Origin of the sequence: Haloarcula marina, assembly GCF_024218775.1 — an archaeon.
In the GTDB taxonomy this organism is placed as follows: domain Archaea; phylum Halobacteriota; class Halobacteria; order Halobacteriales; family Haloarculaceae; genus Haloarcula; species Haloarcula marina.
The window spans coordinates 212,923-238,294 of sequence record NZ_CP100405.1; the positions used below are offsets into that span (position 1 = coordinate 212,923).

A 25,372-nucleotide genomic window follows, 5' to 3' on the forward strand; every position below is an offset into this window, starting at 1 on the left:
GTGAGCCAGACGGACGACGAGAACAACATTTTTCTCACCGGGCGGATACCCGTCGAGTACGCAACTGTGGGACTCTCACATCCGCCAACGCAGTCGGGGCTGCCGATTCTCGGTAACACGGTGGCGTTCGCCACCGACCCGTTCGGATTCGTCAGGCAGGCCGTCGAGACGACGGGCGACATCTTCCGAATGCGGTTGCTCGGCAAGGATGTGTACGTCCTCGCCCACCCCGACTACGTCGGGTCGGCGCTGCTGGACCGGGACACCTTCGCCAAACTCGACGATTTCGAGGTGGCGTTCGGCGACGCACTCCTCTCAGCCGAGGGCGAGCAGTGGCAGCGACAACGGCACGCGATGGAGAGCTTTTTCAGCCCGACGCATATCGGCGAGTACGCCGAGCGGATGGGGGCTGTCACAGCGTCTCGAATCGACAGATGGGACGGCGGACAGACGCTTCACGTCGACGAGGAGATGCGGACCATCGCCCTAGCCAACCTCTTCGAAGTAGTGCTGGGACACTCGCCATCGGAGGCGGAACTCGAGGAGTTGGCTGAATCGGCACACGCCCTCAACCTCTGGTTCAAGCCGACTTCGTGGGTGCTTCCCGACGGCGTCCCGACACCCGCGCGCCGACAGTTCCACCGAGGCAGAGAGGAGCTACGAGACCACGCGCGAAGACTCTTGGGTGAAAGCGGTGCAACGCCCGACGACGACAGTTTACTGGACACACTGGCGGCGCTTCGGGACGACCCCGACTCCGAATTCGACGAGGAAGAGGTGCTCGACCAAGTCGTCGGGATGGTCTTTGCCGGACACGAGACCACCGCGCTCGCGATGACCTACTCCCTCTACCTCCTCGGGTCGAATCCCAGCGCCGCCGAACGGTTCTACGCGGAGGTTGACGCAACCGTCAACGGTGTCCCTTCACTGGCTGACTTACAGGATATGCCGTATCTCGACCGCCTCGTCGACGAGGCGCTTCGCCTCTATCCGCCCGTCCACGCGATTCCGCGCGTCACGACGGAGTCCGTCGAAGTTGGCGGGTACACCATCCCCGAGGGCGCACAGGTGTTGCTCTCGGTGTGGAACATGCACCGCGATTCGCGGTTCTACGACGACCCACTCAGGTTCGACCCGGACCGGTGGGAGACGACCACGCCCCGGGAGAAAGGCCACGCCTACGTCCCGTTCGGGTCGGGCCAGCGCATCTGTATCGGACGGCATTTCGCCCGGTTAGAGATGAAGGCCGTCCTCACTGCCATCGGTCGCCGCTATCGAGTGAACGCAGTCGAGGAGGTATCGGTCTCCCCGCAGATGACCTCCCAACCCGCCGGAGCGGTTCCGATCCGAATCACCGAACGCGACTGATGTTAGGTGTATTACCCGTGGGCCGAGCTACGACACGGTCACTTGGCCTTTGACTGCCCCGACGGTGAGCAGAGACCAATCACCTCGTCTTGTGGAGACTCTGAATTGCAATTGCGAGGATCGTTCATACACTATCTATTTCATTGCCAATAGCAGCAACATGTTTGCCAGCATTAAAGCAAGTATTCATTCACGGCGTCTTTCTAACTACTCTTGCAGTCCGTATTTAGAGATAACAGCGCCTGCGTTCGAACGGCCCTGTAAGTTACGCGCGCTGAATGCAGTAGCGCGTCATCAACCTACTCGATTCATATCAGTAACGGCATGACCGATACAGGGGGTGAAGTCAGTAGAGATATGAGTTAGATTTCGACCACATGGAGAGAAACAGTCTGTCCAATCGAGTAGCTATACCTCCGTTTGAGCATCTGAATGACTTCTAAACCGCTAAGTCACAGTCCTGCACGTTCTGGACGCTCCCCGGCAGGCCCTATCACAGATTGCAGGGTCGTGGTCCGCAGATTTGGAAGAGAGCAGGTCAATAACCCGTATTTTCTGCTTCCAATGTGTGATGGGGATCACCGGAACAGTACACCGTAGCGAGCTTATTTTGTGCGGATAGAGAAGAATTAGAACATGAAGGGTCCCAAGACCGCGATTAGTGTCCCGATGGCCATTAGATCGTTCAACAGCTGAGGAACCGCAACATTCGAGAAACGGATGTTATACTCCGCAACCTCTCCGATAAGGATTAACCCGATACCAATCACTGAACTTCACTTGATGAGGCACCATGGATGAGATACGTGGCCGGTTCGAGTGTGACAAGATTTCATTTTCTGTCAGATAATGTGCTCATTTTGGCAATTATCAGAGAATATAATAAAATAGGGTGGCATTAAACCCGTATTAATAAAATTTTATCCAGTGTTCGTCCGACCTCCTGAACAATGGATGAGAAACCATTCGTCGTTGCGATTTGCGGGAGCTTGGGTCAGCGGAGTACGACCCGGATGGCACTCTCGTACGCGCTCAAAGGTGCCAGTGCTGAGGGTGCCGAGACGGAACTGATCGACCTCCGCAAGTGGGACATCCCGTTGTTTGATCCCGATGACAGAGACCGGGGTGACGCAGGAGAGTTGAAACGGACTGCGGAGCGTGCAGATGCAATCATCATGGGGACCCCCGTGTACCACGGGATGATCTCCTCAGCACTGAAAAACGCCTTCGACTATCTCGGAAAGGATCAGTTCTCGGGGACGACTGTGGGACTGCTGGCTACTGCTGGTGGCGGCTCCTATGCGCATACGCTCGAACACATGCGGACTGGTATCCGGACAGTGCATGGATGGACCATTCCCCACGAAGTTGGCATTCGGAACGCATCATCAGTTTTCGAAGACGGTGAGATCACCGACGCAGATATCGAAAAGCGGATCAGAATTCTTGGAGAAAAGGCTGTCAACTACTCAAACATTCGAGCGAATACGACGCGCCGCGGCCGTACCGAGTGATAATTCTGCGAGCTGTCCTTGCATTCAGAACTGCCACTCAATCAGTAGGTTCAGCCGAATATTCTGTGTTCGTAATAGCACCTCCTCGCCAAGTGCCGAGTTTGAACCACCAGACAGCGAACAAAAACGACAGGAATCCACCGGTTGCATAAGCCCACCACAGGCCTTCGACCCCCCAATCGAGTGCCGTAACGGTGAAGGTAGAACCCGGAATGGTGAACGACCACGCGAACGCCAGGACGAGTGCCACCGGAACACGGAGAATCCACCGTGACAGGAGTGAGAGCATCATTGCCGCTTTCGTTGTCCCCGCACCGCGGAACGCCCCCTGAATCACCATCACTCCACCAAAGAAGGCCCAGAACGGGGCGATAATCCGGAGGAAAACGATTCCCTCTGTGATCACTGCAGGGTCGTCGATGAAGAGCCTGATTGCTGCTGCCGGGAAGGTGGTGACGACGCCAGCAATACCGAACAACAGCGCCATCGTTGCGACCATCGCTTTCCACGTAACTTCGACCGCGCGCTCCGGCCTGTTCGAACCCAGATTTTGCCCAACACCCGTCGCTGTCGCCTGGCCCACACCACCCGAGATTGTCCACGTAACGGACATCAACCTGACTCCAACACCGTAGGCAGCAATCGCTGCGACACTGAACTGCGCGACCAGTCCGACCATCACGACGGCGGCGAAACTACGCGCCCACCCGTCGATGGTCGCCGGGTATCCGATCGAAACAAGTTGTTTCTGCAGCTCCCAGTCGGGCAGCAACTCACGCGGGTTGAGATTGACGCCGTACCCGCCACGGAGGAGCAGATAGAGCCCAGCCACAGCAACAAACGCCCGGGACGCGAACGTCGCAATCGCCGCGCCCTGCGTCCCGAGAGCTGGGAACGGCCCCCAGCCCAGAATTAGAACTGGGTCGAGTACGACGTTGATGCCTGCAGACAGTACCATCAACCACATCGCCGTCTTCGTATCACCGGCACCTTGCAGCGAGCCCCGAAACGCGAAAAAGAGGAACGTGAACGGTAAGCTCAGGAAGATGATTTCGATGTACGCCAGCGCCTCGATGTACACCTGACCGCTCGCCCCGATGGTAGTCAGGATCGATTCCCGGAACAGCAGTCCGAGGGCGCCCAGTACTGTGGCGACAACCGTCGTCAGCAGTGCGGTCTGCGCAACGACTTTATCGGCCATCGACTGGTTGCCCGCACCGATGTGTTGCGATACCAATGCGATCGTCGCAGCTGTAATTCCCATCGCCGTCGAGATGAACATGAACGAAAGCGGGAACATCAGCGAGACGGCTGCGACGGCAGCCCCGCTCACACGGCCCACCCAGAACATATCTGCCAGATTATAGACCGTCTGGAGCAGATTGCCGATTACGAGTGGCCACGTCAACGTGAACAGTTTCGGGACGATTGAGCCTGTGGTCATGTCCACAGGTGAACTCCGTTGACTCACGTTCTGGTCCGTGTGGTATAACTGCGGGTCGGCGGCGATGAAGTGTCGAACACGTCCCTGAGGGCCAGATGTGAGGGTCGGACCACTGCCTAGAAGAATTCGTGCGGTTCGTCTGCCCCTTCCCCGTGGTAGAAGTCGAGAAATTCGACAAAGGTGCTGGCGAGTTCACGCGGGTGTTCCATGAAGATCATGTGCCCGCAGTGGTTGATGGTCTTCATCCGGACCTTGCCGTTGTGCTCGCCGATCATATCGTAGGCTGCAAGGGCCATCACCGGCGGGACCGTCGGGTCGTCCCGGCCGAGGACGTACAGAACCGGCATATCCAGCACTCCGTCTTTGATTCGCATATGTGTCTCTTTCATATGGGCGTCGAGTGACTCGGTCCACGAGTCGATATAGCCCTCATCGTCCATTATTCTCGCCGTTTCGAGCGCTTTGTCCCTATTTTCGAGATAGGCACAGATGTTTGTCCGATTTTCAGTGATATACTCCTTCTGATGTGAGTACTGATAGTAGAAGTACTTCATGTACTCCGGGTCAGTCTTTTCGAGCCCGAGTTCGTCCTGTTTGAAGATGATATCAAACCGGTGGGCACTGTCTCCCGCGGATGGACCGAGTGTCGCACTGTTGCAGATAATGAGGCTGTCGATGCGGTCGGGAATCTCGACGGCTACACGGGTGACGAGTCCGCCACCGCGTGACCAGCCAGCGATATGCGTCGTCTCCAGGTCGAGTGCGTCGAGAAATCCGATAATGTGGTTGACGTCGGATTCGTAGCGGAAATCCTCTGGATCGTCGGGATTGTCGGTCATCCCACAGCCGATGCGGTCGACGGCAAGCACCCGGTAATCATCGGCGAGATACTCGAACATTTCAGACCAGGTGTTCGCGTTGCTTGACCCGCTCCAGCCGTTGCCGTGAACTAACACGAGTGGTTGGCCGCTACCTACGTCGTAATATCGTGTCTTGATGTCCTCGAGGTGGCCGTGTGACACGTCGACATACTTCGGTTCGTACCCGCCAATCGCTGCGTCCGGGTCTACGTCTTCGAATCGTCCAGTTGTTTTGCTCATGGATGGGTGGATAGATCATTACCCTCCCAACGGACGGGCGGGCATCAATCGTAAAGGAGCCGATTCAATCAGTATATAAATAGCTTCTGTATAAAAGATGGAAGAATTTTAATATTGTTAATATTATAATGCTGTTTCTTCTTTACCTATTCCATAGATTTTCAATATTTGTGCTGTTACTGAACCTTCAAACGCTATTAGTGGCATATAGTGTGTATTTCTCCAGATTAAATTCTTATCTTAAATCTTCCAATAATTTGAACATATTGTCTTTATCCCCAGAGATGTATGGAACGTCAAATAGATGTCGAAATAACTGTCCGGTAGTGCGTTCGTGCCTGACAGGTGTCCAAGAATGCAGCGGTGGATGGCCCCATTCCACCCATCGGCAGTTACGGTCCTACGAAGGGGCACGAAGCTGGAATGTCGCGTACCGTGGGCCCAGACATGGGGAACCATCGACCCGATACGGTCGAAGCAATCGAGACCGATGCAACAGCTATCGCAGGTGATGTGCCCGCATGGGACGCGGAGATCGCGCTGCGTAGTGGCGATATCGACTCGACCAGTACGGACAACTGGAAGCGAATACGCTGGCGACACTTTCGATTGTTCCGCAGCCATGGAGGTCTCGTTCGCACTCGACGTCGCACCGGTGACAGAGTACTGTGTGCGACCCCCAATACGTCATTCAAATCACGTGACTGCAACCGGTTCAGTGTCTCTCCGGGCGCAAGCCACGACGAGACCAGTAATATTTGAATATTTTGGAGAGATTTGGATAATCATGTGAAGATTTATACCCTTTGAGTGTTACACTTGCTAATAGTGAAGCAAATCTTGAAATTGCTGGACGAATACTAGGATAGCAATATGCTCCCCCACATCTTGTAGAGTTTAGCCAATCTTTAATATGTTAATCATATACCCACGAAATTCTTATATGTCTGATTAAGGTCCGGATAATTGCAATATGAAATCGAATCGACGGCGTTTTATGAAAAGTATTGGAGCTGCGTCAGTAGCGGGACTATTTGCAGGCTGTTCTGAAAGTTCGGGCGGAGAGAGTGACCAGGGTTCGAGTGAGGAGAGTGACCAGAGTTCGGGTGGAAATCTATTCCCGAACCGTGAACTCAATCTAGCCGCGCCGACGATCAGTAGCGGGGTTATCGATCCGCATCAAACTGGCGCAATCCAGAACAACGCCGCCATCACGATGGCGTACGAACGCCCGATTCTTCGAGGACCTGAGGGCGATAAGATGCCGGGCCTCGCGACGGACTGGGGACGCGAAGAACCTGGCCGGTTCCGGTTCCAGATCCGTGAGGGCGTCACGTTCCATAACGGGGACGAAATGACCGCTGAGGACTGGGAGTACAGCGTCGCCCGGATTCAGGACCCTGACGTACACGTAACCAGTGCGCTACAGGGTAATCTTCCCGGCGTGACTGGAACGGAGATCATCGACGACTACACCATCGACATCCTCTCGGATGGGACCAACTCGTTCGTCGAGAACGCGTGCGCTCACTTCCTTGGACTGTCGATCGTCAACAAATCGTGGACGCAAGAACGGAGTCCTGACGAGACGGCGGTCCAGTCGAACGGGACTGGGCCGATGCAGCTTGTCAACCACAACCCGGGGAACGACGCGACGTACGAGCCCTACGAAGACTACTGGGGCGAGTTGCCAGAGTGGGCTTCCGAAGTCGATACGGTCACAGTCGACTGGATCGCGGAGGATTCGACGCGGGTCTCTGGACTCCGCGCGAACGAGTACCAGATTGCGGAATCCGTGCCACCGACGGAGGTTCCGGCAATCAACCAGAACGAGGACCTCGGGATCAGCACCTCCCCGACATCCAGGGTGCTGAAAATCGTGATGGACCAGCGTCAGGAACCGTGGAACGTCTGGGAGATGCGCCACGCGATGAACCTCGCCGTCGACGTCGATGGATATATCGAAGACGTGATGGACGGGTTCGCCGTTCGATCTACCCAGCCGACGCTTCCGCAGATGTACGGGTACGACCCGGACATCGAGCCGATTCCGTACGATCCCGACCGCGCAGATGAACTGATCGAAGAAGCTGGCTACGCTGGGATGGAGCTCGAGCTTACCGTCCCGACCGGCCGGTTCCTGCTGGGCGAAGAGTTCGGTGTCGCAGTCGCAAACCAGATCGACCAGCTCGAGACAATCTCCTGTGAACCCGACATCGTTCCATACGGCGGCGGCTTCACCGACAAGTGGGCCCGGTCCCGACCGATGGACCTAGACTTCTTCATCGTCGGATACGGGCACCCATCGTACGACGGCCGAGAAACCATCAACAGCACGCTGATCGACACGAATGGACAGAGCCGGTTCGGAGAAAACCCGCGATACGACGAACTGGTGGATCTCTTCGAGGAATCCATCAGCACGCCGCTGGACGAAGCTGAACCCATCGTCCAGGAGATGAACCGACTTGTCGTCGAGGAGCGAGGGTGGGTGTTCCTCCATGGCCAGCAAGCACTGATCGGATACGATAACGCCCTCGATTATCAGGGCCGTGAGGACGAGCTACTGACCCCGCTAGACAGCGGTCTCGCGGAATAGCGGACGGATTTTACCACAGTATTACAATGAGCAATATATCAGACTTTTTAGTCAGGCGGGCTGTGCAGGCCGTAGGAGTGATATGGGGGATCGTTACCCTCGTGTTTCTCCTGCGGTTCCTGTCGCCACAGGATCCCGCGTCGCTGGTCGCCCCACAGGATGCGGATTCAGAACTCATCGAAGCAATCAGACAGGACCTTGGTCTCGACGAACCCATCATCTTCCAGTATCGTGATTACCTTCTGGAACTGGTTCAGGGCAGCCTGGGGTACTCCTACGCCAGCAAAGTCCAGGTCAATGACCTCGTGGTCAACGCGCTACCTGCGACGCTAGAACTTGCGTTTGCCTCATTGATCTTCGCGGTCGCATTGTCCGTGCCGCTGGGGTTGATAAGCGCAAAACGTCGTGGATCCGGTGTCGACTCGATGTCGAATTCGGTCTCGCTGATCGGGCTCAGCACCCCCAACTTCTGGCTTGGGATCATGCTTATCCTCCTGCTGGCAGTGCAATTCAACATCTTCCCGACCAGTGGGAGAGTCTCACCGACGGAGAGTCTCTCCCAGTGGGCCGCCCACATGGTCTTGCCGACTGTGACACTTGGTACCTACTTCATGGCGCTCATCTTCCGGATGACGCGTAACAACATCATCGAAGAGCTGAACAAAGAATACGTCAGGGCAGCCAGAGCAAAAGGGCTCCCCGAGAATATCGTCACGCTCAGATACGTGATGCAAAACAGCATGGCGCCGGTAATCACGGTCGCTGGCCTCCAACTGGGCGTGCTAATCGGTGGCTCCGTCGTCGTCGAAGCTGTGTTCAACTGGCCGGGTCTTGGGACGCTGTTCGTCTCGGCGTTACAGTCTCAGGACTGGCCAATCATGCAGGGGATACTGATCGTCGTCGGCATCGGGTACGTGAGTATCAACATCCTCGTCGATCTGATCAATTCCCGTCTCGACCCAAGGGTAAATCTGGCATGATAAAACAACGAACCAAACAGAGCCTGAAGAAGGAACTTTTCCGGAACAAAGCGGCGCTGCTCGGTGTCGTCGTCTTCAGTATCCTCGTGTTCGCCGCGGTCTTTGCGCCGTTCCTAGCGCCACACGACCCGACAGCACAGTACACCGACAAGACCCACCAGGCGCCGCTTGGGTTCGGCAGTGTAAGCGAAGAGACGCAACTCGTCGACGGTGAAATTCAGTCCATCGAGCGGGACAACAGCGGGACGGTCACCCACCTGTTCGGCACCGACGCGAATGGTCGCGATCTGACCTCGCGTGCGCTCTATGGGCTCCGAACGTCGCTGATGGTCGCCGTCACTGCGATGATCCTGTCTGTCGTCGTCGGTTCGACGTTCGGACTCACAGCCGGCTACTACGGCGGGAAGGTAGACAGTGGCGCGATGCGGTTCGTCGACGTCATCCTGGCATTCCCGTCACTACTGATGGCGCTGGCACTGTTCGGAATCATGGGGCCGCTCACGCTCTTCATTCCCGATCCGTTCGCCTATTTGGGTCTGGTCGAAAATCGACCGGACGCGGTCCCGTTCCCCGGGACGGTAACGCTTGCAATAACGGCGGTAATATGGGTCTGGATCGCTCGAGTCGCCCGTTCAGAAGCAATCTCGGTGAAAAACGAAGAGTACGTTACGGCTGCGAAGACGATGGGAATGAGTGATTTCGCAATCATTCGGAAACACGTGTTACCGAACAGTCTCACTCCGATCATGGTGCTGGGAACGGTGCAACTTGCCACGATAATAATTCTCGAGAGTTCTTTGTCTTTCCTTGGGTTCTCAGGGACGACATTGTCACTTGGGTGGGATATCTCCCTCGGACGGACGTATATCGGCTCGTCCTGGTGGATATCCTCCGTCCCGGGGCTGTTCATCGTCGCCGCAGTCATGTCGATCAACTTCATCGGTGACTGGTTCAGAGACGCGCTTGACCCCGACATCCAGGGAGAGGGGCAATAATGGACAACAAAAAGAAACTATTTAGGGTCCGAGACCTCACCACGAAGTTCTTCACCGAAGAAGGAACGATCAACGCAACCGAGAAAGTCAGCTTCGACATCAACCAGGGAGAGATACTCTCCGTCGTCGGGGAGAGCGGGAGCGGCAAGAGTGTGACCGGACGCTCGTTGCTCGGACTCATCGAGGCACCGGGTGAGATCGTCGACGGCCAGATCTGGTACCGATCCCCCTCGCTGGCCGCAGAGTGTGACAGTGGCGCCGTCGACGGCGAGTACGTCGATCTACGCGCCGTAGGTGCCGAGACGAGGCAGTCCCTTCTACAGCAGGACTTCAGCATGATCTTCCAAGACCCCGAGGAGAGTTTCAACCACTCGCTGACGGTCGGGAGACAGATTGCGGAGGCCGTCGAAGTGAAGCGTCGTGCAGACAGCGGCGACGTGTACGGGAACCTGCAGCTGCTCAAAGACATCCTCAAACCCGGTGCAAGCTACGTCTCCGAAGAGAGTTACGACCGCGCGATAGAACTGCTAGAACTCGTCGACATCCCGGACCCGACCGCACGTGTCGATGAGTATCCACACGAGTTTAGCGGTGGCATGTTGCAGCGAGCGATGATCGCACAGGCACTCGCCTGTGGTCCCGAGTTTCTCGTCGCTGACGAACCGACGACCGGGCTCGACGTGACGATTCAATCGGGGATTGTCAATCTGCTCAAGAACCTGCAACACGACCTCGACCTGACTGTCTTACTCATCACGCACAACCTGGGAGTCGTTTCTCGGCTCGCCAATCGGTCCGCAGTGATGTACGCTGGCGAGTTCTTCGAAGTCGGACCGACGGACTCCGTCATCAACGAGCCGAAAAACCCCTACACGAAGGGCCTAATCCAGAGCCTCCCGGACATCGACAACCCCAGCGCGCACATCGAACCCATCCCCGGGAATGTCCCGAGTCTGTTAGACTCAGAGATGGGGCCTGGATGCTCGTTCGCGGACCGGTGTCCGGAGGCGACAGACGAGTGTACCGCCTCACCGCCACCCGTCCGGAGTGTAAACGGCGACGAGGAGTACCGTGTGATGTGTGTTCACGCAGGCAACGAAGACAGCGAAATCAACATGTCTAAAGTTCAATCAGACGCGTCCGAAGACCGTGCCGTAGTCGAGCGAAAAGCCCTGGAGGGAACCAATGAGTAACGACGTTTCAACGGCGAACGAGGTGGAATCTGTCTCGGAAATCAACACCAACGAAGACCTGTTCGACGACGACGGAGCAATCGCAGCTGGCGACGACGATCACCGGCAAGGAGACCCCATCCTCGACGTCACCGAGCTAGAGAAACACTACATCGATAAACAGGGGCTTCTGGAGCGAGTCTTCGCACGTGACTCCGAACCTACTCGGGTCAGAGCCGTCGACGGGGTATCGTTCACCGTCAATCGAGGTGAAACACTCGGTATCGTCGGGGAATCTGGCTGTGGCAAGTCGACGCTGGCCGAGACGCTGCTTGGACTGAAACAACCGACTGGTGGCAGTGCCTCCCTCTTTGGGAAAGATATCCACGAGTGGGTCGACGTCGACCGCAAGCGGTTCGCCAAGCAGATCCAGTTCGTCTTTCAGGACCCCTCGTCGTGTCTCGACCCGAAACTGACCGTCCGAGAGCTCATCCGCGAACCGCTAGAGATACACAGTATCGGTGACAATGCACACAAGAACCAGCTGGTCCAAGAAGTCATCGAACAGGTCGGACTCTCCGCAGACCAGTTAGACCGCTATCCCAGCGAGATGTCTGGCGGGCAGCGACAACGTGTCGGCATCGCACGCGCCATTATTCTTAAACCACAGCTGCTGGTTCTCGACGAACCGACCAGTGCGCTCGACGTCAGCGTGCAGGCCCAGATCCTGAATCTATTGAAAGAGATTCAGGAGTCGTTCAATCTGACCACGGTCATCATCTCACACGACATCTCAGTCATTCAGTACCTGTGTGATACGGTTCTGGTGATGTATCTGGGTCAGATTGCCGAAATCGGTCCAACCGATCGTGTGTTCTCCGAGCCGGCTCACCCGTACACGCAGACGCTCTTCGACAGTGTTCCTAAAGTGGGTGTCACCGACGCGGAGCACACCGATATCGATCCGGACATTCCGTCACCACGGGATCCCCCGGACGGGTGTCGCTTCCACACGCGCTGTCCAGATGTTATTCCGCCCGCGGAGTACGACCTCGAACAGGAAGAATGGCTCGCGGTATTCAAGTACAAACTGGATATCAACTCCGGAAAACTGACCAGCGAGAAGTTGCGGGAGTTGCGCGACGATCTCGATGTAGACCACGAGGCGCCAATGGAGGAACTCGTCCGGGAGCGGTACGATATTCCATCGCCCCTCTCGGATAGTGCTGCAGAAACCGCCCTCGACGAGACTCTGGACTATCTGCTCGATGACGATATCGAGGCCCTTTCGTCCCTGTTAGCCCGAGCGTTCAGATCCCCATGTGAAGCAACCACTCCCGATTCGATAAGTGTGAGTGAGGATCACATGGCGAACTGCCATCTTGTACTCGAAGATGAAGTATAGCACCGTGTACGCTCGCCACTATAGGCAGATACCGGGAGACATATGACAAAATCGGGACGTATCTCTCCCTTCGTACCGTACGCTTCTTTTGGGAGCCTCCGACAGCGTTCAGTGGGGCGATTCGCGTGAGTTCTGCGTTCAAGAAGATCCTTTCGAGCAGGCGCTATCGGACCGAAATCCTCGCAAACTGGAAGGATATACTCTCGCTGGGGTGGCCAATCTCAGTCCAGACAGCCGTTAGGACTGGCATGCGAACGACGGACCTCGTCGTCGTGGCCATCTTCTCCTCATCCGCCATCGCCGCAGTCGGTCTGGCAAACCTCTATACACAAATCGCGCTGTTCATCGGTATCGGCCTCGGGACCGGGGGGCTCGCCCTCTCCAGTCAAGATACCGGAAGCAGAGCCTTCGCAAACCGGGACGAGGCCATCTCGCAAGCGCTGTTGATCGGGTTTCTCATCGGGATCCCGATAGCCGCCGCCGCGCTCTTGTTCAGCGAATACTTCATGCTTGTGTTCGGCGCCCCCGAAGAAGTTGTCACGCTCGGTGGGACGTACCTGGCGATCGTCCTGGGGACGGCCCCGTTTCGAATCCTGACACTTACCGGTGAAAAGTCGCTCCAAGGAACCGGCGACACGATCACGCCGATGCTTATCCGCGGCGGTTCGAACGTCGTAAACATCGTCGGGACTGTCGGTCTGGGTCTTGGTATCGGCTTTCTACCCCGACTGGAGGTCCTCGGCGTGGCAATTGCGACCGGCGTCGCAAACGTGCTGGCTGGTGTCGCAGTCATCGTCGTCTTCCTGAGCGCACGCACCGACGTTCGGCTGGCGCTTCCCAAAGACATCAGAATCGCGAAACAACTCCTGAAAATTAGCGCCCCCCGAACCGTCCAGGGATTGTCTAGGACCGCAGCCACCTTCCCGCTGAACATAATCCTGGTCGCCTTCAGCGTCGAGGCCTATGCGGCCTACACCGTGGGCCGACGTGTGTTCCAGCAGGTCACTGGCCCGATTGCCCGTAGTGCAAACGTCGTCGCCAGTATCATCACCGGTCAGGATCTTGGCAAGGACGGCAGTAACATCGACTCGAGTACCGAACTTCGGGCCAGACTGTTCGCGCTCGCACTGTTGAGCGCCATTGCGATTTCGCTCCTCGGAGCGGTGATGTTTCTGGGGAACAACACACTGGCGAGCTTTTTCGGCGACGACGAAGCGACCAGGGCGCTCACGAACAACTTTATTCGCGCGTTCGCGTTATCTGCGCCCGCTGCCGGACTTGCCCGAGTGTACGCTGGCGTCCTCCAGGGGAGCGGCGAGACGATGAAACCCTTCATCGCCGAACTGATCGGTAATTTCGGCATGCTGCTGGGTATTACGTACGTCGGTGGCGTCCTGTTGGGGTACGGGGTCGTCGCGGTGTACGTCGCAGTCGTCGCATACGGCATCTGTAGATTCGGGCTGGTGTTCACCTGGTACCAGCAAGACAACTGGGTGAAAGAAGCGTTCGATCGAATGGAAGACAGGGGGAGCATCGCTGACAATTAACGCTGCGGCAGCCAGCCCAACCGGCGAGCGTTGGAGACGCGTAAGTGGACCAACAGGATACACTCGTCCCACGCCACACTCCGGTCGTGGCACACCCGAACAGGTGACCACTGTCGCCGAGCCCTATACTAGTTACCATGGTTTTATATTTTAACGAGTTTAGTGATTCATATGGTTGGTAATTCCTCGAATAGGTTGTGGTTTTTATCAGAAAAAGACATACTAGACACTGATTGTTTAGATATGTCTGGCTGTATCGAGATGATGGAGTACGTCTTCGAGCTCTACAATCAGAATCAGGTCATAATGGGTGAATCCGGCCAGTATCTACACGGCCACATGACGACGTTTCCGAGCAATCTGTCCGACGAGCAAGCGGCGACCGTCGAAGACGGGAGCCGATTCGGCGCGATGCCCGCATACGTCGGCGGGGACATCGACATGGTCGGTGTCAAGTGGTACGGTGCTGTGCCATCGAGTACGGTCTACTCACGCCCACTATTGACCCTGAGCGACCCAGCCGACGGGCGTCCAGTCGCGATTCTCGACGGCTCGGTCATCAGCACGATGCGAACGGGAGCGATGGTCGGGTTGGGGGCCGCCACGCTGCAAAAGCACAACGCTGAGACGGTTGCGATACTCGGGCCCGGAAAAACGGGACAGGCAGCCGCGATCGGCGTCGATACTGCACTCGACTCGGTCGAAAAGACATACGTCGTCCATCCGGAGCAAAACAAGGCAGCAGCCTTCACGGACGCCATGCAAGAGCGCGTGTCCTTCGAACTCGTCCCGACCTCGTCAGTGAATACGGCCGTGCAACGGTCGGAGATCGTCGTCTCGACGGCGACACCGAGTCCAGCCCCAGAAATCGAACCCGAATGGCTGCGCGACGACTCGACCGTCGTCCAGATCGGTGACCTGAAAGTCCCTCTGGACGCGTTCGATCACGAGCAGATATTCTGTGATATCTCGTCTCATCCGTTTGAATTCGAGGAGCAAATCGGCTGGGAGATCACACGTCAGTTTACGACCCACTATGGCGAGAACAGGGCCGAGAAATCCGACATCCGAACACTCCACGAACTGATCGGCGGTGACGACACCGGGCCGACCAGCGGGAAATCGTTCCTGTCGTCGCTCGGCCTTCCGATGGAAGACGTAGCGTGGGGCACTGCAGTGCTGCGGACCGCCCTCGAAAAGAATCTCGGCACCCCTCTCGATCTCTCCACCCAGTCGCCGTTTTCCAGACCATACTAACAGCGTCCCGACACCCGGTTCGCAGTTCGTCCTCGCTCGTCTGCAGATAGTGTGCTTGATCGTGATTCAGTCTACCATCCGATGGATCCCATTCACCCGCAACCGAATAGAGGGGGATTTTCTTACAAACGTCTAAAGAGGTTCTTGAGAATCGAAAAATGATGCGGTGTACTAGGAATAGCACCATGTTAAGTGCATATATGCGGCATTGTTATTACGCGACATGGGAGTGACTAATTATGAGTGAAGACTCATCGTACGAGAGTTACGTTCCGGACGTAGTGCCAGAAGAAGACCTTGCCCAGTTCGGCGGGGAAAATCTAGACTCGATCGGTTCGTCGATCGGATGGGGTGAGACCGTCGCGGTGTTGGTCATCGACATGACTGACGCCTTTGTCACCGACGAATATCCGACCGGTCGTGCCGCGACGGGCCAACCTGCCGTCGAAGCCAACGAGAAGTTGCTGGAGACTGCCCGCGATATCGGCCTGCCAGTCTTCTACACCAAAGGCACCGGATCAGAAATGTATCCCCCCGATTACCAAGGGACGACCAAGTCGGGTTCTAGAGAGAAATCCGAATCCGAGCAGGAGCGATGGGACGAGGGGAACGTTATCACCCAGCCACTCGCTCCCGAGGACGGCGACGTCGTGATCGAAAAACCGCGTGCGAGTGCCTTCTTCGACACCCATCTGGCCAACGTATTGCACTATTATCACATCGACACGGTGATTCTGACCGGGATGACGACCAGTGGGTGTGTCAGGGCCAGTGCTGTCGACGGTCACTCCAGTAACTTCCGGATGATCATCCCCCACGAGTGTACCGCTGACCGCTCGATTATCTCCCACGAGATATCGCTGTTCGATATAGATATGAAATATGCGGACGTGCTCTCGTTAGACGACGTTCTCGAGACGCTCACGACGGAGTACGCCAGCGACGGGCAAGCAGCCGAACTCTCCGCGGCCGACGACTGAGCCCAGCGAAAAATCGTAATTTTTGGAGTCGACTAGAAGAATTCGTGCGGTTCGTCTGCTCCCTCACCGTGATAGATATCGAGGAATTCGACGAACGTGCTGGCGAGTTCGCGCGGGTGTTCCATGAAAATCATGTGCCCGCACCGGTTGATGGTCTTCATCCGGACCTTGCCGTTGTGCTGGCCGATCATATCGTAGGTGGCAAGGGCCATCACCGGTGGGACCGTCGGATCGTCTCGGCCGAAGACGTACAGGACCGGCATATCCAGCACCCCGTCTTTGATTCGGCTATGAGTCTCTTTCATATGTTCCTCGAGTGACTCGGTCCACGGTTCGAGGTATCCTTCCTCATCCATGATCCGCGCTGTCTCACGAGCTTTCTCGGTGGTTTCTAGGTAGGCACAGATGTCGAGACGGGTATCGGTGATGTACTCCTTCTGATGTGAGTACTGATAGTAGAAGTACTCCATATACTCCGGGTCGGTCTTTTCAAGCCCGAGCTCGTCCTGCTTGAACATCACGTCCCGTATGTGGGCATCGTCACCCGCAGCAGGGCCGACCGTCTGGCTGTTACAGATGATGAGGCTGTCGATGCGATCGGGAATCTCGACGGCCACACGGGTGACGAGTCCGCCACCGCGTGACCAGCCAGCGATATGCGTCGTCTCCAGGTCGAGCGCATCGAGGAATCCGATAATGTGGTTGATGTCAGACTCGTAGCGGAAATCCTCCGGGTTGTCCGGATTGTCGGTCATCCCACAGCCGATGCGGTCAACGGCCAGGACACGGTAGTGGTCGGCGAGATACTCGAACGTCTCTGTCCAGGTATTCGCGCTGCTGGACCCGCTCCAGTTGTTGCCGTGGACCAACACCAGTGGTTGGCCGCTACCCACGTCGTAATATCGTGTCTTGATGTCCTCGAGGTGGCCGTGTGACACGTCGACATACTTCGGTTCGTACCCGCCAATCGCTGCGTCCGGGTCTACGTCTTCGAATCGTCCAGTAGTTTTGCTCATACGGTTAGTGGCAGATGTCTGTGCTCGGAGTACGGGACTCGAACCAACACCAGCTCTGGGCTAACACAAAATAATCGGAAATATAGCTTTTGTGTACATATGCTATGCTATTTTAATATGAATCTAGTGAAGACTAATGAATTGAATCAAAATACTGGGATAAAATTCGAAGAATATGGGATTTTTCTGTATGTGGAGATCTGAAAAACAGGACTGACGACTCGACTCCACACCCCCGCCGACGCTGACGCCAGTGACATGCGCAGTCCACTCGCTTCAGTATTCCTCGAAGAACTCCTGCAGTTCTTCGGGGTCCGCGGTCTCGGTCAGCCCTAACGCGAGGAGAATCCGCGCCTTCTGTGGGCGAAGTGTGTCACCACCGATACCGTAGCCGCCTGGGTAGTCGGTGACACGTTCCCGACCGATACTGCCGTAGCTGCCGCGCGTACACATTACGACGGGAATCTCGTTCTCGGCGGCGCGTTCGAGCGCGTCGGACTGGGACGGTCCCGCCGGACTCGCAGCCCCGCCCGTGAGAAACCCTGCGACGACGATCCCGGCCGCATCATCGGCGATCGCGTCGACCATCGCACCCGTATCACCCATCGAGGCGTAGACGATGTGGATGTCGGTCAACGGGAATTCTTCGACGGGTGTCTCGACGATGTCGAACACCGTATCAGGTGCGGTCGTCCGGTCGACTGATCGGTAGAACGTAATCGGCTGGCCAGGGGTCGCGAGGCCTATCTTCCCGAAGTTCGACGACTGCCATGCGTCGGGGCGCTTGCTTGCCAGCTTTGAGACATCACGGGAGTGGTGGATCTCGTCGTTCGTGACGAGCATTGTCCCACGCCCGGCGGCATCTGGCGAGGCGGCGGTCCGTACGGCGTCGAACAGGTTCTTGAACCCGTCCGACCCTGTCGCGTTGATACCTCGCTGTGCAGCCGTCACAACGACGGGCAACTCGGTTTTCAGTGTCAGGTTCAGAAAGTATGCCGTCTCTTCGGAGGTGTTAGAGCCGTGGGTGACCACGAAACCGTCAGGCGGGTCCTCGCTGTTCGCCTGGATCATAATTTCCTCGTAGGTTTCGTACCAGACTTCGGGGGTTAGCGATGAGCTCCCGAGTCGAGAGATTCCCGTCGACGTCACCTCGGCAACTTCCGACATCTCGGGCATCTCCTTGGTGAGCGCGTCGGCAGTCAGGAACCCGTCGGGACTGTCGTAGTCGCCGGTGACGTTGGCAATGGTTCCGCCAGTCGCGACGATATGTACGTGTGGTTTCTCCTGTGTACTCATCTGTCGTCCACCTCGCGCCCGGACTCATTTTTATATGTTCGTTCATTATTTTCCGATATATGGCTGTTATTTTGCAACATTATCCAGTAAAAAGTATAATTTCGCCAGTGATAAAGTGCTAGTGCGACATGATTTAATGTATTGTGTGGTGCTAGAGGTGCGGCGTCGGACGGCGACAGAATTAGTCGCCGGAGGCCTTCTCGCGAGCATCCATCATCCGCCCCGCACGGTTGTACCAGGCGTCCCGGTCGAACCAGACCCACATGAACACCGCTGGTCAGACGCTATATACGACGATTCCAGCACCGACCATCGAGACGCCGTACCCTACCACGACACCGCCAACGGAAGGTACCCCAAGCATGAACATCACAAGGCCGCTCAGGTCGACGAGAAACGGGATACGGGTTTCGCTCTGCATGACTCAGGCAATTCGAAGTATCGAGAGTTCGCTCGACGAGTGGAGCGAATCAAAATCATGGCGATGGGTGAGATCACGAAGAATACTGCCGAGGAACTGACACAGTACTTTCTCCAGGGTGTCAAGAAGCAAGACAAGTGGAATGGAGCTGAATCAATCGATGAAACCTCCGTCGAAATAGTCAGTGAGTTATATCGACGAGTAGAGAGAACGGTCTAAAAAATAACTCCTGAAGGTTGTAACGGATTGAGGAAAGGATGAGAAGTGTCTTGCATGTACTGAGTGATTCTCCTGCTCGAATGCGAAAGAGATTTTGTTCAAATTATGCGTGTTGTATTCAGCAGGACTGCTAAAATCTATCACCGATTGAGGGTTTCAACAATGCCAGTTTTTTGCGCTTGCCGACGGTCACCCTCCCATACCGAAACTCGACGTTCCCCCATCTGCAGTGTCGCCGTGACTGCTCGTCAGACTGTTCCGACATCCCGATTCACGGTAGACTTTTTATCGTTCCGGTGATACTTCTGACAGGGTATCCGAAGGTGACCGACGAATTTGAACGCACACTCGACCGACCGTCGCCGGTCGAACGAAGTCCGTCTGGCCTCGTTTCGCGTGACTACCGCCCGCTGACGCGTGGGCCGGACCTCATCGCCTCGTGGCCGTTGGGGCCCGCCCCACGTCAGTCGGAACCCGGCGACGTCGACTGGCAAATCGCGAGCGAGGAGTACGTCACTATCCAGAAGAACCGACTCACACTCCCGTACGCTGGCGACGTCGAGCGCGCGCCGCTCTACCTCAACGTCCGCGGCCGCGTCCGTGTGACCCCCGGCGCGACGCTCACCGTTCACCTCCGGACAACACACCTGCGAGAGGGGAAGCCCTACGACGTGCGTATCACGCTCTCGAACGACGAGGCCGACGACTTCCAGACGCCGTTCGTGGAGTTCGCACCCGAACGGCCCGGCGACTACGCGGACCTCGGCGAAGTGTACGCGGGCTACGAACTCGAAGCGAAGGTCACCGACGGAAACGGCTATCTCGACCAAGGAACGAGCGTCGCCCTCTATAGCGAGTGAGACCATGCGAACGATAGGCCTCCTGTTCGACCTGCACATCATGTCCGACACGCACGCCGAGGGCGAGCGTCGCGAGTACGACGGCGTCGACCGCGCGAAGCGTGCCTGTGCAACGCTCAACGAGGTCGGGGTGGACTGGACCGTCGTCGGCGGCGACCTGCGGACGCTCGCGTCGCACTCCCCGCACCGAACCGACTGGGGCGGGTGGCACGGCGACCCCGACAACACGTACTATCGGAAGGACTTCCGACGCGCGAAGCGACTGCTGGACGACGAACTCGACGCGACGTATCACCCCATTCGGGGGAACCACGACCGACCGCTGTCGGTGTGGGAGGAGTTCTTCCCGCCCGAGACGTATCCGCAGTGGTTCCACTTTCGCGAGGACGGCGCGCGCTACGTCTTCCTCGACTCGAACCCGCATCAGGGGTATCACCACCTGACGCAGACGCAGAACTTCGTCACCGCGCCGCAACTGTCGATGCTGGAGCGCCTGATGGACGCCGACCCGGCGGTTCCGACGTTCGTGTTTTGCCACGCCCCGCTCGCAAAGCACACCGACCTCGACCCGGATTGGGAGACGGGCTACACCAGCGCCTATCGGTTCACGCTCAACTACCCGTCCGTCCAGCACGTCCTCGAACGCGGCAACACGGTCCTCGTCAACTCCGGTCACTACTCCGCCGACCACGGCCGATCGGTCACCGAGGTCAACGGCGTCACCTACGCCGTCGCGCGCCATCTCGGCGGGAGCGACCCGACCTACGCGGGCGACGTGCGCTGGCTGACCGTGGACACCGAGAACTGCGAGGCGACGGTGACGTACTACGACCTCGATGCGGACGAGGAGGGCACCCTCGCCGAGGTTGCATGGTGAGTGGCTTCGCGGTCACCACAGTGACGCGCCGTTGCGTATGGTCTCTTGGATGAGGGCATCGTATATTTCGACGGCGTCCGCGACGCCTTCGAGGCTCACGACCGGGTTCACGTCGACGACGTACAGGCTCTTGTGGACGACGATGTCGAGTTCGAATATCCCCAACTCGAACAGCGCGGCCACTCGCTCTGTCAGATGGACGAACCGCCGACTGGTCTTCGTCTCCTTCGGCGTGCCGTCCGCGGCGTCGTGTCTAGTCGTCCGGACGCGGTCACCCACCCGAAAAATCTTGTAACTGCGCTGTGGGACGACGTAGCGCTCGACGAACTGCTCACCCTCGAACTCGATTGGCCCGGTGCGGACGAGATGGAGCCAATGGCCGTCGGGGCCTCGTTCGTGGCGCGGTTTGACGACCACTGGCGGTTGGAGGGTGATGTCCTCGGCCCGACCGAACTGAAACGCGGGGACGTGAAACCCGTTGTCTCGAAGCGTCTCGGAGCGGTCGAGTCGGTCGCCGAGTCGCCCCGCGCCAGCATACGAATTGAGCGTCGGAATCCCCGCGGCACACGCCCGCTCGAGGTCGGTGAGTGCGGCGGGACGCCAGCGAGCCATGTGATACAGGTCGAGGTCGCGCTCCCCGAGTTCGGGGTGTTCTCGCTCCGGGTCCAACAGTTCGAGGTCGGCCCACGACCGAAGCCGCTCGAAAAGTTCGAATTTGATGGGGTTCCCGCGGTCGGCGTAGTACGAGATGGCGATTCTGGGTCGAGGGTCGTCATTGGACATCGGTCGCAATAGCCAGTTATTGTTTCTTCACCGACAATATAGCCTCGGCGAATAAAGTAGTTCGCCTGCGATTGGCCGGTTTCGTTCCGCGAGTCCTCTCACTATGGAACCAGTCCATCTCGTGCTCGTCGGCGTATGCGAGGATGGACTGGTGAATCGACTCACCCCTTCGATGACCGCCGTCGTCACCTAGACGCTGATGACTGCGCCCATTTCGGTGACCGTCGACACGGCATCGTTCCCCCGCTCCGAAAACTCGTCCGTCTCTGGGTCGTGGACTCCCGGTGGTAGCTCCCCGAATTCTACGACGTGGATGACGTGTAACGCCGCGCCGAATCGGTCGGCGAACGAGATCGTCGCTCTGACTGCAGCCATTGCGTCCTCGCTACCGTCGGTGGGGAGTACAATGCGGTCGCATATGGAATCCCTTGGCCGCGACTCCGTGTTTGTCAAATGTAAAGTACGGTGTGGGCCGCTCCGGAGTTCCGTGGGGTCACCTGTGGGCGGGTGCCAGGATTCGCCCCGTCTCTCGATACAGGATGTGAACGATAGGTAATTCGGGGCCGCGCAACTGGCAATCTGCTGCCGTTTCGACTGCCCACTGCGTTCCCCTCAACAGGGTACTGTCTGCGGCCGTGTGGCGTATTCCATCTCGGCTCTCGCGATTCCCGTACTGTGCCCGGAACCAGGCGTCTAACAGCGGAAGCGGTGGGGTGGGTGGCACAAACGAGACACCGTTTCAGTCGTGGATCCGGTAGAACGTGTCTTACCTCACCTCGTACTGGGCCTTCGATGCGAACTTCTGGAGATGTATGGTAGAGGACATTCTTGACATTTTTAGAGATAGATTTCAACTCTCAATTTTAGATAAATCTTTATTTCTGCTTTAAGTATGGATTTCTGTTTTTAGTGGTGGGTATAATGCCCAATATTGATATATATTTCTAGACATTCACTATTCCGACAGAGATGAAGAGTAATAGTCAGCTTATGTGGATAAATAGAATCGAATTCGAACATCGGCAGCAAGTATGCAGCCTTCTGCTCAAACCACGCTGTTTCGAGCGAACGGTGGAGTTAGTGTGGGCAGCTGGCGGAACCACCACGGGGACCATCGTGACTTTTCGTACCCTTTGACATCGAGCGAGTCGTCCGCGAGTGATTCGAGTGGATTGCTTAGTCACCTAATTCTATTAAACAAAATAGCAATACGATATAGCTATATCATATAGCTATACTAAATGGCCACTCTTTTCCACTGGCTTTAGCAGCCAGGTATCCTGGTCAATTCCATCGTTTCAGGACAGTCTATCGGGTTTCAGCCGCTGAGGTGCCCCGTTTAGGAAGCGGTAGGGATCTTGGTACCTATTCCTCGTAACTATCTCTCCCCGTCTGCACGACGGCAAAAACTTTGCACGTGGGCGACCAATTCCTTTGACAATGTTTGACGAAGACGACTTGGCGGAGATTTCTAAGCGACGGGAGGAGTGGGAAGAAGAGACGCTCCGCCCGTCTCTCGAACGGGGGGAGCGACAGGACAGGTTCGCAACGGTGTCAAACCACGAGGTCGACAGGCTCTACACGCCGGCGGACCTCGACGTGGATTTTCTGGACGACATCGGATTCCCCGGTGCGGAACCGTTCACACGGGGGGTGTACCCGACGATGTATCGCGGCCGGACGTGGACGATGCGACAGTTCGCCGGTTTCGGGACCGCAGAGGAGACGAACGAGCGCTTCCACTACCTCATCGACGAGGGACAGACCGGCCTGTCGACAGCGTTCGATATGCCCTCGCTGATGGGACTGGATTCGGACGACCCGATGAGCATCGGCGAAGTCGGCAACGAGGGCGTCGCCGTCGACACGCTTCGGGACATGGAGATTCTCTTCGACGGCATCGACATCGGCGAGGTTTCCACGTCGTTCACCATCAACCCCTCCGCGGCGGTCATCTACGCGATGTATATCGCGCTCGCCGACCAGCAGGGCGTCCCGCGCGACGAGATTCGCGGGACCCTCCAGAACGACATGCTCAAAGAGTATATCGCCCAGAAGGAGTGGGTCATCCCGCCGCGACCAGCGGTGTCCGTCGTCACAGACACTATCGAGTTTGCCGTCGACGAGACGCCGAACTTCTACCCGGTCTCCGTCTCGGGCTATCACATCCGCGAGGCGGGGTCGACCGCCGCACAGGAAGCCGCGTTCACCCTCGCCGACGGCTTTGCGTACGTGGAGGACTGTCTCGACCGGGGCCTCGACGTCGACGAGTTCGCACCGTTGCTCTCCTTTTTCTTCAACTCGCACAACTCTATCTTCGAGGAAATCGCGAAGTTCCGCGCCGCCAGGCGAATATACGCACGCGTGATGGACGACTGGTACGGTGCCGAGGACGCCGCGGCCAAACGCCTGAAGTTCCACACCCAGACCGCTGGCCAGTCACTCACCGCCCAGCAACCGCTGAACAACATCGTCCGGGTGACGATTCAGGCGCTCGCTGGCGTCCTCGGTGGCACGCAGAGCCTCCACACCAACAGTTTCGACGAAGCGCTCGCGCTCCCGAGCGAAAAGGCGGTCCGCGTTGCGCTCAGAACCCAGCAGATAATCGCCGACGAGTCTGGCGCGGCGGACATCGTGGACCCGTTGGGTGGTTCGTTCGCCATCGAGAAACTGACCAACGAGATGGAGGCAGAAATCATGGCCTACATCACCGAAATCCGGGAGATGGGCGACGGGTCTGTCAGGGAAGGGGTCTTCGACGGCATCGAAGGGGGCTACTTCCACCGCGAGATTCAGGACGCGAGTTACGAGTACCAACAGCGCGTCGAGACGGGCGAGGAAGTTGTCGTCGGCGTCAACAAGTACACTATCGAGGAGGACACCAGTCTCGAGATTCACAGCGTCGACGAGGCGACGCAGGACCGGCAACTCGAGCGGTTGGCACGGGTCAAAGACGAACGGGACGACGAGGCCGTCGCGTCGACGCTGGCCGCCCTCGAGGACGCTATCGACGAGGGCGAAAACGTCATGCCGTGGATCGTCGACGCCGTCAAGGCGTACGCCACGATGGGCGAGATTATGCAGGTGTTCGAGGACCACTACGGGTCCTACTCCGAAGAAGCCGCGCCAGCCTGACGCTTCTCGCACCTCCCGCCGGACGCCACGCAGCGCATCGCGTTGCGACGACGCCGAAATCTATTCGGACGCCGTCTCGGTTGTCGATTCCTCACCGGCCTCGGTGGCCGTCGTCTCGTCCGTCGCGCCCGCCTCGGGTGTCGGCGTCTCGGTCTCCTCCATCTCGTCGCCTTCCGTCTCGGTCCCGCCGGGCGATTCGGTGCCGGTGCCCGCTGGCTCTTCCGCTCCCGGGGAGCCACAACCCGCGAGCGCGGCGACGGCGACACTCGAACCTGTTCCGACGAGTCTGAGATACTCGCGTCGATTCATTGGCGTGTGATGAGAGGAGCAGGAGGGGGAAAGTTCCAAAGTACGCATATTCATGCCGGAGCCCCGGTTCCGCGGTCGATGGGGCGGACGAACCG

General features: G+C 57.4%; 21 protein-coding genes. 14 read left to right on the forward strand and 7 right to left on the reverse strand.

All coding sequences use genetic code 11. The features are described from left to right. Positions 1-1,368 carry a cytochrome P450 gene (locus NJQ44_RS18615; RefSeq protein WP_254274401.1) on the forward strand — a complete coding sequence of 456 codons (1,368 nt, stop codon included), beginning with the start codon at positions 1-3 and terminating at the stop codon, positions 1,366-1,368. 950 nt (positions 1,369-2,318) lie between these two features. After that, positions 2,319-2,882: an NADPH-dependent FMN reductase gene (locus tag NJQ44_RS18620; RefSeq protein ID WP_254274402.1), complete on the forward strand. Its 564-nt coding sequence runs from the start codon at positions 2,319-2,321 to the stop codon at positions 2,880-2,882. A 37-nt stretch (positions 2,883-2,919) separates the two neighbouring features. On the opposite strand, the gene NJQ44_RS18625 is transcribed toward NJQ44_RS18620, so the two are convergent. Further along, positions 2,920-4,326 (reverse strand): MATE family efflux transporter, encoded by a 1,407-nt coding sequence (locus NJQ44_RS18625; RefSeq protein WP_254274671.1) that lies wholly within the window; start codon positions 4,324-4,326, stop codon positions 2,920-2,922. Between the two features lie 116 nt (positions 4,327-4,442). Continuing rightward, on the reverse strand, positions 4,443-5,426 hold the full coding sequence (locus NJQ44_RS18630) for an alpha/beta fold hydrolase (protein WP_254274403.1): 984 nt from the start codon (positions 5,424-5,426) through the stop codon (positions 4,443-4,445). 973 nt (positions 5,427-6,399) lie between these two features. On the opposite strand from NJQ44_RS18630, the gene NJQ44_RS18635 reads away from it, so the two are divergent. The 8 genes from NJQ44_RS18635 (at position 6,400) to NJQ44_RS18670 (ending at position 16,361) form a co-directional block, all read left to right on the forward strand. Then, a complete protein-coding gene (locus tag NJQ44_RS18635; protein ID WP_254274404.1) occupies positions 6,400-8,025 on the forward strand; it encodes an ABC transporter substrate-binding protein in 1,626 nt (541 codons plus the stop codon). A gap of 26 nt (positions 8,026-8,051) precedes the next feature. Beyond that, entirely contained in the window at positions 8,052-9,005 is a 954-nt protein-coding gene (locus NJQ44_RS18640; RefSeq protein WP_254274405.1) for an ABC transporter permease, read from the forward strand. Next, positions 9,002-10,000, forward strand: a complete 999-nt coding sequence (locus NJQ44_RS18645; protein WP_254274406.1) for an ABC transporter permease — start codon at positions 9,002-9,004, stop codon at positions 9,998-10,000. The genes NJQ44_RS18640 and NJQ44_RS18645 overlap by 4 nt, the downstream gene beginning before the upstream one ends. Beyond that, positions 10,000-11,193 (forward strand): ABC transporter ATP-binding protein, encoded by a 1,194-nt coding sequence (locus NJQ44_RS18650; RefSeq protein ID WP_254274407.1) that lies wholly within the window; start codon positions 10,000-10,002, stop codon positions 11,191-11,193. The genes NJQ44_RS18645 and NJQ44_RS18650 overlap by 1 nt, the downstream gene beginning before the upstream one ends. Further along, positions 11,186-12,577: an ABC transporter ATP-binding protein gene (locus tag NJQ44_RS18655; protein ID WP_254274408.1), complete on the forward strand. Its 1,392-nt coding sequence runs from the start codon at positions 11,186-11,188 to the stop codon at positions 12,575-12,577. Before NJQ44_RS18650 ends, NJQ44_RS18655 begins: the two co-directional genes overlap by 8 nt. 125 nt (positions 12,578-12,702) lie before the next feature. Beyond that, on the forward strand, positions 12,703-14,124 hold the full coding sequence (locus NJQ44_RS18660; RefSeq protein WP_254274409.1) for an MATE family efflux transporter: 1,422 nt from the start codon (positions 12,703-12,705) through the stop codon (positions 14,122-14,124). 171 nt (positions 14,125-14,295) lie between these two features. After that, the gene (locus NJQ44_RS18665; RefSeq protein ID WP_254274410.1) at positions 14,296-15,381 is read left to right on the forward strand and encodes a Rossmann-fold NAD(P)-binding domain-containing protein; all 1,086 of its coding nucleotides are present in this window, start codon (positions 14,296-14,298) and stop codon (positions 15,379-15,381) included. Between the two features lie 239 nt (positions 15,382-15,620). Then, positions 15,621-16,361, forward strand: coding sequence for an isochorismatase family protein (locus tag NJQ44_RS18670; RefSeq protein ID WP_254274411.1), 741 nt, complete (start codon positions 15,621-15,623; stop codon positions 16,359-16,361). Between the two features lie 32 nt (positions 16,362-16,393). Here the strand turns inward: NJQ44_RS18670 and NJQ44_RS18675 are convergent, their stop codons facing one another. Beyond that, positions 16,394-17,377 carry an alpha/beta fold hydrolase gene (locus NJQ44_RS18675; RefSeq protein ID WP_254274412.1) on the reverse strand — a complete coding sequence of 328 codons (984 nt, stop codon included), beginning with the start codon at positions 17,375-17,377 and terminating at the stop codon, positions 16,394-16,396. A 276-nt stretch (positions 17,378-17,653) separates the two neighbouring features. Continuing rightward, positions 17,654-18,673: an asparaginase gene (locus NJQ44_RS18680; protein WP_254274413.1), complete on the reverse strand. Its 1,020-nt coding sequence runs from the start codon at positions 18,671-18,673 to the stop codon at positions 17,654-17,656. A gap of 145 nt (positions 18,674-18,818) precedes the next feature. On the opposite strand from NJQ44_RS18680, the gene NJQ44_RS18685 reads away from it, so the two are divergent. From NJQ44_RS18685 to NJQ44_RS18695, 3 genes are all read left to right on the forward strand, one after another. After that, on the forward strand, positions 18,819-19,313 hold the full coding sequence (locus NJQ44_RS18685) for a hypothetical protein (RefSeq protein ID WP_254274414.1): 495 nt from the start codon (positions 18,819-18,821) through the stop codon (positions 19,311-19,313). Between the two features lie 296 nt (positions 19,314-19,609). Then, entirely contained in the window at positions 19,610-20,173 is a 564-nt protein-coding gene (locus NJQ44_RS18690) for a hypothetical protein (RefSeq protein WP_254274415.1), read from the forward strand. A gap of 4 nt (positions 20,174-20,177) precedes the next feature. After that, complete coding sequence (locus tag NJQ44_RS18695; protein WP_254274416.1) at positions 20,178-21,050, forward strand: metallophosphoesterase family protein; 873 nt, start codon at positions 20,178-20,180, stop codon at positions 21,048-21,050. 12 nt (positions 21,051-21,062) lie between these two features. Here the strand turns inward: NJQ44_RS18695 and NJQ44_RS18700 are convergent, their stop codons facing one another. Together NJQ44_RS18700 and NJQ44_RS18705 are read right to left on the reverse strand one after the other, a co-directional pair. Continuing rightward, the gene (locus NJQ44_RS18700) at positions 21,063-21,833 is read right to left on the reverse strand and encodes an ATP-grasp domain-containing protein (protein ID WP_254274417.1); all 771 of its coding nucleotides are present in this window, start codon (positions 21,831-21,833) and stop codon (positions 21,063-21,065) included. Between the two features lie 189 nt (positions 21,834-22,022). Further along, complete coding sequence (locus tag NJQ44_RS18705) at positions 22,023-22,286, reverse strand: universal stress protein (protein WP_256557227.1); 264 nt, start codon at positions 22,284-22,286, stop codon at positions 22,023-22,025. A 987-nt stretch (positions 22,287-23,273) separates the two neighbouring features. Here NJQ44_RS18705 and NJQ44_RS18710 point away from each other — a divergent pair. Beyond that, the gene (locus NJQ44_RS18710) at positions 23,274-24,968 is read left to right on the forward strand and encodes an acyl-CoA mutase large subunit family protein (protein WP_254274419.1); all 1,695 of its coding nucleotides are present in this window, start codon (positions 23,274-23,276) and stop codon (positions 24,966-24,968) included. Positions 24,969-25,028: 60 nt separating this feature from the next. On the opposite strand, the gene NJQ44_RS18715 is transcribed toward NJQ44_RS18710, so the two are convergent. Beyond that, complete coding sequence (locus NJQ44_RS18715) at positions 25,029-25,277, reverse strand: hypothetical protein (protein ID WP_254274420.1); 249 nt, start codon at positions 25,275-25,277, stop codon at positions 25,029-25,031. Between the last annotated feature and the right edge of the window lie 95 nt (positions 25,278-25,372).

Coding starts and splice junctions, on each gene's coding strand:
- NJQ44_RS18650 (WP_254274407.1), top strand. CDS start 10,000: ATGGACAACAAAAAGAAACTATTTAGGGTCCGAGACCTCACCACGAAG.
- NJQ44_RS18695 (WP_254274416.1), top strand. CDS start 20,178: ATGCGAACGATAGGCCTCCTGTTCGACCTGCACATCATGTCCGACACG.
- NJQ44_RS18655 (WP_254274408.1), top strand. CDS start 11,186: ATGAGTAACGACGTTTCAACGGCGAACGAGGTGGAATCTGTCTCGGAA.
- NJQ44_RS18640 (WP_254274405.1), top strand. CDS start 8,052: ATGAGCAATATATCAGACTTTTTAGTCAGGCGGGCTGTGCAGGCCGTA.
- NJQ44_RS18670 (WP_254274411.1), top strand. CDS start 15,621: ATGAGTGAAGACTCATCGTACGAGAGTTACGTTCCGGACGTAGTGCCA.
- NJQ44_RS18675 (WP_254274412.1), bottom strand. CDS start 17,377: ATGAGCAAAACTACTGGACGATTCGAAGACGTAGACCCGGACGCAGCG.
- NJQ44_RS18710 (WP_254274419.1), top strand. CDS start 23,274: ATGTTTGACGAAGACGACTTGGCGGAGATTTCTAAGCGACGGGAGGAG.
- NJQ44_RS18635 (WP_254274404.1), top strand. CDS start 6,400: ATGAAATCGAATCGACGGCGTTTTATGAAAAGTATTGGAGCTGCGTCA.
- NJQ44_RS18625 (WP_254274671.1), bottom strand. CDS start 4,326: ATGACCACAGGCTCAATCGTCCCGAAACTGTTCACGTTGACGTGGCCA.
- NJQ44_RS18630 (WP_254274403.1), bottom strand. CDS start 5,426: ATGAGCAAAACAACTGGACGATTCGAAGACGTAGACCCGGACGCAGCG.
- NJQ44_RS18620 (WP_254274402.1), top strand. CDS start 2,319: ATGGATGAGAAACCATTCGTCGTTGCGATTTGCGGGAGCTTGGGTCAG.
- NJQ44_RS18645 (WP_254274406.1), top strand. CDS start 9,002: ATGATAAAACAACGAACCAAACAGAGCCTGAAGAAGGAACTTTTCCGG.
- NJQ44_RS18715 (WP_254274420.1), bottom strand. CDS start 25,277: ATGAATCGACGCGAGTATCTCAGACTCGTCGGAACAGGTTCGAGTGTC.
- NJQ44_RS18680 (WP_254274413.1), bottom strand. CDS start 18,673: ATGAGTACACAGGAGAAACCACACGTACATATCGTCGCGACTGGCGGA.
- NJQ44_RS18700 (WP_254274417.1), bottom strand. CDS start 21,833: ATGTCCAATGACGACCCTCGACCCAGAATCGCCATCTCGTACTACGCC.
- NJQ44_RS18665 (WP_254274410.1), top strand. CDS start 14,296: ATGGTTGGTAATTCCTCGAATAGGTTGTGGTTTTTATCAGAAAAAGAC.